This is a genomic window from Aminobacter sp. P4_H6_2 (assembly GCF_056400805.1).
Genome location: NZ_JBFUKO010000338.1, coordinates 1 through 5911, shown reverse-complemented (window position 1 = coordinate 5911; position 5911 = coordinate 1). Strand labels below are relative to the sequence as shown.

7 protein-coding genes are annotated in these 5911 nt (G+C 62.8%); 4 read left to right on the top strand and 3 right to left on the bottom strand.

From position 1 onward, the window contains the following. Nucleotides 1–96: 96 nt before the first annotated feature. Complete coding sequence (locus tag AC1DUU_RS20980) at nt 97–783, bottom strand: GntR family transcriptional regulator (RefSeq protein ID WP_476785330.1); 687 nt, start codon at nt 781–783, stop codon at nt 97–99. Between the two features lie 193 nt (nt 784–976). Between AC1DUU_RS20980 and AC1DUU_RS20975 the strand changes: the two genes are divergently transcribed. Beyond that, a complete protein-coding gene (locus AC1DUU_RS20975; protein WP_476785329.1) occupies nt 977–2347 on the top strand; it encodes an aspartate aminotransferase family protein in 1371 nt (456 codons plus the stop codon). Nucleotides 2348–2421: 74 nt separating this feature from the next. Here AC1DUU_RS20975 and AC1DUU_RS20970 read toward each other — a convergent pair whose 3' ends face one another. Together AC1DUU_RS20970 and pcaQ are read right to left on the bottom strand one after the other, a co-directional pair. Beyond that, nucleotides 2422–3174, bottom strand: coding sequence for an SDR family NAD(P)-dependent oxidoreductase (locus tag AC1DUU_RS20970; protein ID WP_476785328.1), 753 nt, complete (start codon nt 3172–3174; stop codon nt 2422–2424). An 81-nt stretch (nt 3175–3255) separates the two neighbouring features. Then, nucleotides 3256–4173, bottom strand: a complete 918-nt coding sequence (gene pcaQ / locus AC1DUU_RS20965) for a pca operon transcription factor PcaQ (RefSeq protein WP_476785327.1) — start codon at nt 4171–4173, stop codon at nt 3256–3258. Nucleotides 4174–4266: 93 nt separating this feature from the next. Between pcaQ and pcaD the strand changes: the two genes are divergently transcribed. From pcaD to AC1DUU_RS20950, 3 genes are all read left to right on the top strand, one after another. After that, the gene (gene pcaD, locus AC1DUU_RS20960; RefSeq protein WP_476785326.1) at nt 4267–5064 is read left to right on the top strand and encodes a 3-oxoadipate enol-lactonase; all 798 of its coding nucleotides are present in this window, start codon (nt 4267–4269) and stop codon (nt 5062–5064) included. Nucleotides 5065–5071: 7 nt separating this feature from the next. Beyond that, a complete protein-coding gene (gene pcaC, locus AC1DUU_RS20955) occupies nt 5072–5482 on the top strand; it encodes a 4-carboxymuconolactone decarboxylase (protein ID WP_476785325.1) in 411 nt (136 codons plus the stop codon). After that, nucleotides 5472–5911 (top strand): dioxygenase family protein (locus tag AC1DUU_RS20950; protein ID WP_476785324.1); only part of this gene is annotated, 440 nt, incomplete at its 3' end. The genes pcaC and AC1DUU_RS20950, both read left to right, overlap by 11 nt.

Below are 5911 nucleotides of genomic sequence, written 5' to 3'. Positions count from 1 at the left end.
ATGATAACAGTTTCCATGCCAAGCCGGCTAAGTTCGCGCGCAACGGCAAGGCCGATGACTCCGGCGCCGGCGATGATGCAGTCTACCGTGTCCATCTCAGGCGGCACTCCCGGCCGGCTTCAGAGCGGCGAGCTGGTCGATGATGAATGAGCTTGCGCCCCTGATATCGTCGACGATGGCGCGTTCGGCCTTGTCGGCGTCGCGGGCTTCGATGGCGGCGAGGATCACATGATGCTGGTCGATCATCGCCCGTCCGCCGTGCTCGTACGACGCCGCGATCATCGGCCCCATCTGCAGCCACAGCCGGTTGAGGATGCCGCGCAGCACCGTCATGTTGGCGATCTGGGCAAGGGCGAAATGGAAGGTCTGGTTGAGTTCGAGCGCTGTCGCCCAGTCCTGGGAGGCGATTGCCTGTTCGTTGCGCATTATCAGGTCGCGCAGGCGGGCTATGTCCTTGGCCTCGGCCTTGAGTGCTGCCTCGCGGGCGGCCAACCCCTCGAGCTTCATCCTGATCTGGCGGATTTCGAGATAGCGCTCCAGCGTCATCACAGGCACGCGCACCTCGCGCGCCGATTTCTGCACAAGCGCCTCGTCCTGGATCAGCCGCAGGATGGCGTCGCGCACCGGTGTCACGGAGGTGCCGAGCGATTGCGCGAGATCGCGAATGGTCAGCCGGGCGTCTGGCGCAAAGCGCCCCTTGATCAGCGCGTCAGACAGCTGGGCGTAGACAATCTCGCCGAGATTGTCGTGTTCCACCACCTGTAGGCCGAAATTCTCGTTCATCGCTGCCCGATCCTGCCGACAGGCGTGGCCTGCTTGCGGGCCTGCGCTGGCCCTTGACAGTCCTGTGTCGGAAAAACATGATGCATCAAACAGCAAAATTCGGATTTTGCAAGAGCGGCCATGGACTGGCCGGATCGATTGAACGCGGATAGCAAGCACGCCCGCGAAAGCCACCCGAGCAGAGGAACTCATCATGGACAGCCAGCCCAATTCGCCCGAGGCGCGCGACAAGAAATACCACATGCACGCCTACACCAATGCCCGCCGGCATCAGGAAGTCGGCCCGCTGATCATCGAAAAAGGCGACGGCATCTATGTCGAGGACATTTCGGGCAAGCGCTACATCGAGGCGATGTCGGGCCTGTGGAGCGTCGGCGTCGGCTTCTCCGAGCAGCGCCTTGTCGATGCCGCAACCAAGCAGATGTCCAAGCTGCCCTTCTACCACAACTTCACCCACAAGGGTCACTCGCCACTGATCGACCTGGCTGAGAAGCTGGTCACCATGGCGCCGGTGCCGATGAGCAAGGCGTTCTTCACCAATTCCGGATCCGAGGCCAATGACACGGCCATGAAGATGATCTGGTTCCGCTCCAATGCGCTCGGCCAGCCGCAGCGCAAGAAGATCATCTCCCGCAAGCGTGCCTATCACGGCGTCACCATCGCTTCGGCCAGCCTCACCGGCCTGCCCAACAACCACCTGTCCTTCGACCTGCCGATCGCCAACGTGTTGCACACCTCGTCGCCGCACCACTGGCGCGAGGCGCTGCCAGGCGAAACGGAGCAGGAATTCTCGACGCGGTTGGCTGACGATCTCGAAAAGCTGATCCTGGCCGAAGGCCCCGAGACCATTGCCGCCTTCTTTGGCGAACCGGTCATGGGTGCGGGTGGCGTCGTCGTGCCGCCGGCCGGCTACTGGGAGAAGATCCAGGCCGTTCTGCAGAAATACGACATTCTGCTCGTCGCCGACGAAGTCATCTGCGGTTTCGGCCGCACCGGCAAGATGTTCGGCACCGAAACCTACGCCATGAAGCCCGACATCATGGTCATGTCGAAGCAGATCTCGTCGTCCTACCTGCCGATTTCGGCCATGCTGATCAATGACAAGGTGTTCGAGCCGATCGCCGACGAGAGCAACCGTATCGGCACTTTCGGCCATGGCTTCACCGCTGGCGGCCACCCAGTCGCTGCGGCCGTCGCGATCGAAAATATCAACATCATCGAAGAGCGCAACCTGGTCGACAACGCCCGCGAAGTCGGCGCCCACATGCAAAAGCGTCTGGGCGAACTGACCTCGCACGATCTCATCGGCGAAGTCCGCGGTGTCGCGCTGATCGGCGCCATCGAATTGGTCACCGACAAGGCGACCAAGGCGCCATGGGGCAACGCCGGCGCGCTCGGCGGCCTCGTCAACGGCATCCTGCAGCAGAACGGCGTCATCTCCCGCAACATGGGCGACGCGCTGGCCTTCTGCCCGCCGCTGATCATCAACGAAAAGCAGGTCGACACCATCTTTGATGCGGTCGAACTGTCGCTCGATCAGGCAGCCAAGCAGATCAAGGCCTGATCTCAGGCCACCAAATCAAAACGCCCGCCGGAGCGATCCGGCGGGCGTTTTCGTTCTGTCGGACTACAAAGTGCTCAGACGTGTTGGCCGCCATTGATGTGGATTTCGGAGCCGGTGACGTAGGACGCCTGGCCCGAGCACAAGAAATAGATGATGTCCGCGACCTCGGAGGTCAGGCCCAGCCGGCGCATCGGGATGGTCTCGACGATCTTGTCGGTGCCGGGTGACAGGATCGCTGTGTCGATCTCGCCGGGCGCGATCGCATTGACGCGGATGCCGTGCGGGCCGAAGTCGGCCGCCATCTCGCGCGTCAGCGCGCCAAGTGCCGCCTTGGACGTCGCATAGGCAGTGCCGGCGAAAGGATGAACGCGGGTTCCAGCGATCGAGGTCACGTTGACCACCGAACCTTTTGCCGCCGCCAGTTCCTTGAACAGGCCGCGCGCGAGCATGATCGGGGCCAGCAAATTGACCTGATACACGTCGCGCCAGACATGCATCGGCGTGTCTATCGAGTTCATCCGGCCGCCGCCCTGGTGCTTGGGCGAAATGCCGGCATTGTTGACCAATGCGTGCAGCATGCCGCCTTCTTTTTCCAGCCGCTGGCGGATTTCCGAAACAGCGCTGCCGACGTCGCCCTGGTCGGCGAGGTCGACCTTGATGTGATCGTCCGGGCCGGCTGGCCACGGGCAGTCGTCGGAAAATGCCTGGCGCGAGCAGGTGATGACGCGCCAGCCTTCGCGCGAAAAGCGCTTCACCGTCGCATGGCCGATACCGCGGCTGGCTCCGGTCAATACGATCGTCTTTCGCCCTTCGGTTTTCTCGGCCATCTCATCCTCATTCCAAGCTTGAAGCGTATGTAGCGGATGCATCCCCCCATTGCGAGGGGGCACGACGAATGGCGGCCGCTTTCAGCCGCGCTCGGCGGCTGCCTCGCGAATGGTCTTGAGCAGGATCGAAAACGCGGGCGAGGGCTGCGTGTCGGTGCGCATGGTCAGCCCCACCGGCCCGCGTGTCTCCGAGGTGTCGACCGGCAGCATCTTCAGCGTGCCGGCCTTGATGTCGTCGCTGACAACACCGTGCGAGATGATCCACACCGCGTCGCTCTGGCGTACGAAGGCGCGGCCGAAGGCGTCCGAAACCGTCTCGATCTCGGTTGGGATCGAGGCTACGCCATTGGTGATGAAGAAACGTTCGACAAAGGGCCGGATGATCGAGCCGCGTGTCGGCATCAAAAGCGGAAATTCGCTCAGCCGCTCGAACACGTCCTGGTCTGCCTTGAGCAGCGGGTGGCCGGCGCGCACCACAAACACCACCTGCTCGGAATAGAGGTGTTCGAAGAAAAAGCCGGTCATCTTCTCGGGTGCCGCCAGGCGTCCGACAACGAGGTCGAGTTCGCCGAGCCTGAGCTGTTCAAGCAGCACCGCGTTCTCGCCGGTGACGATCTTGATCGTGCCGCCGGTATTTTCGCTGAGGAAAAGGGTCATCGCGCGCGGCATGATATGCGCTGAAACCGTCGGCAGCGCGCCGATGCGGATCGGTGGAGCGCCTTCGGCGCGTGAATTGGCAACCGAATCGATGCCTTGCCTGAGCGCAGTGATCGCCATGCCGGCATGCTGCATGAACACTTCGCCCGAGCGGGTGATCTTGATGCCGCGTCCGTCGCGCTCGAACACCGAAACGCCGAGCGCTTCTTCCAGTTCGCGGATCGTCTTGGTCACCGCCGGCTGGCTGACATTCAAAAGCCCGGCCGCCTTGACCACGCTTTTCTGGCGCGCGACTTCTAGGAAAGTCTGGAGGTGGCGGAACCTGACACGGCTTTCGATCATGGCTTTTCATAACCCAGCAGTTAAGAGAAGGCCACAAAATATCATTTTACCAAACCAAACAACTCATTCACTGTCATCACGAGGAGAAATCGAGTGCAGTTCACAGACATCGGCGGCATCACGCTGCACCACCAGCTCATCGGCGGGCCCGCGGACAAGCCGGTCATCGTCTTCGCCAATTCGCTGGGCACTGATTTCCGCATCTGGCGCGACGTCATCGTCCGCCTTGCCGGCGATTTTCCCATCGTCACCTATGACAAGCGCGGCCATGGTCTATCCGACATCGGCACGGCTCCCTATTCGATGGACGACCATGTCGGCGATCTCGCTGGCCTGCTCGATCATCTCAAGGTCAAGAACGCCATCATCTGCGGCCTGTCGGTCGGCGGGCTGATCGCGCAGGGCCTTTATGCCAGGCGCCCCGATCTGGTGAGCGCGCTCATCCTTTGCGATACCGCCCACAAGATCGGCACGACCGAATCCTGGAACACCCGCATCGCCGCTGTCGAAAAGGACGGGATCGGCCCCATTGCCGATGGCGTCCTCAAGCTGTGGTTCACGCCGGAATTCCATGAAAAGCGTGGGGCTGACCTGACCGGCTACCGCAACATGCTGGTGCGCCAGCCGCTCGCCGGCTACGCCGGAACCTGTGCTGCGCTGCGCGACGCCGACTACACCGAAGCCGCCAAGGCGATATCGGTGCCGACCCTTTGCGTCGTCGGCGACCAGGACGGCTCGACGCCGCCGGCACTGGTGCGCTCGATGGCCGATCTCATCCCGGGTTCGCGTTTCAAGATCATCGACGGCGCCGGCCACATCCCTTGTGTCGAGCAGCCGGAAGCGCTGGTCGCCCTCATGCGGCGCTTCGTTGCCCGCCTTCCACTGGAGTGAACTGACAATGAACCCATCGGCGCCAGCCTCGACCAGGTATCGCGAAGGTCTCGCCGTTCGACGCTCCGTGCTCGGCGATGCCCATGTCGACCGCGCCGAAACGGCCTCGACCGATTTCGACCGGCCGTTCCAGGAGCTGATCACCGAGGCCGCCTGGGGCACGGTGTGGGCGCGCCCGACCTGGAGCAAACGCGAGCGCTCAATGGTCACGCTGGCGCTGCTGGCAGCGCTCGGCCATGACGAGGAGGTGGCGATGCATGTGCGCGCCACCGTCAACACCGGGGCGTCGCGCGAAGACATCTGTGAGGCCTTCCTGCACGTGGCGATCTACGCAGGCGTGCCGGCGGCCAATCGCGCCATCAAGATCGCCAAGCACGTCTTCGCCGAAATGGATGCAGGCAAGTCCGATGACCACTGATCCCAGTTCCCACCGCAAGCCCGAGACGGGCGCCTTTTTCCAGCGCGACCGCGACTGGCACCCGCCGGCCTTCACGCCGACCTACAAGACCTCGGTGCTGCGCTCGCCGCAAAAAGCGCTCCTGTCGCTCGACAACACCATTTCCGAGATCACCGGTCCGGTCTTCGGCCACAACATGCTGGGTGAACTCGACAACGACCTGATCCATAACTTCGCCAAAGCAGGTGAGAGCGCGATTGGCGAACGCATCATTGTTTATGGACGCGTGCTCGACGAGCGCGGCAAGGGGGTGCCGGGGGCGCTGCTCGAGTTCTGGCAGGCCAATGCCGGCGGCCGTTACCGCCACAAGAAGGAGGGCTACATCGCCGCCCTCGACCCGAATTTCGGTGGCTGCGGCCGCGCCATCACCGACGAGGACGGTTCCTACGC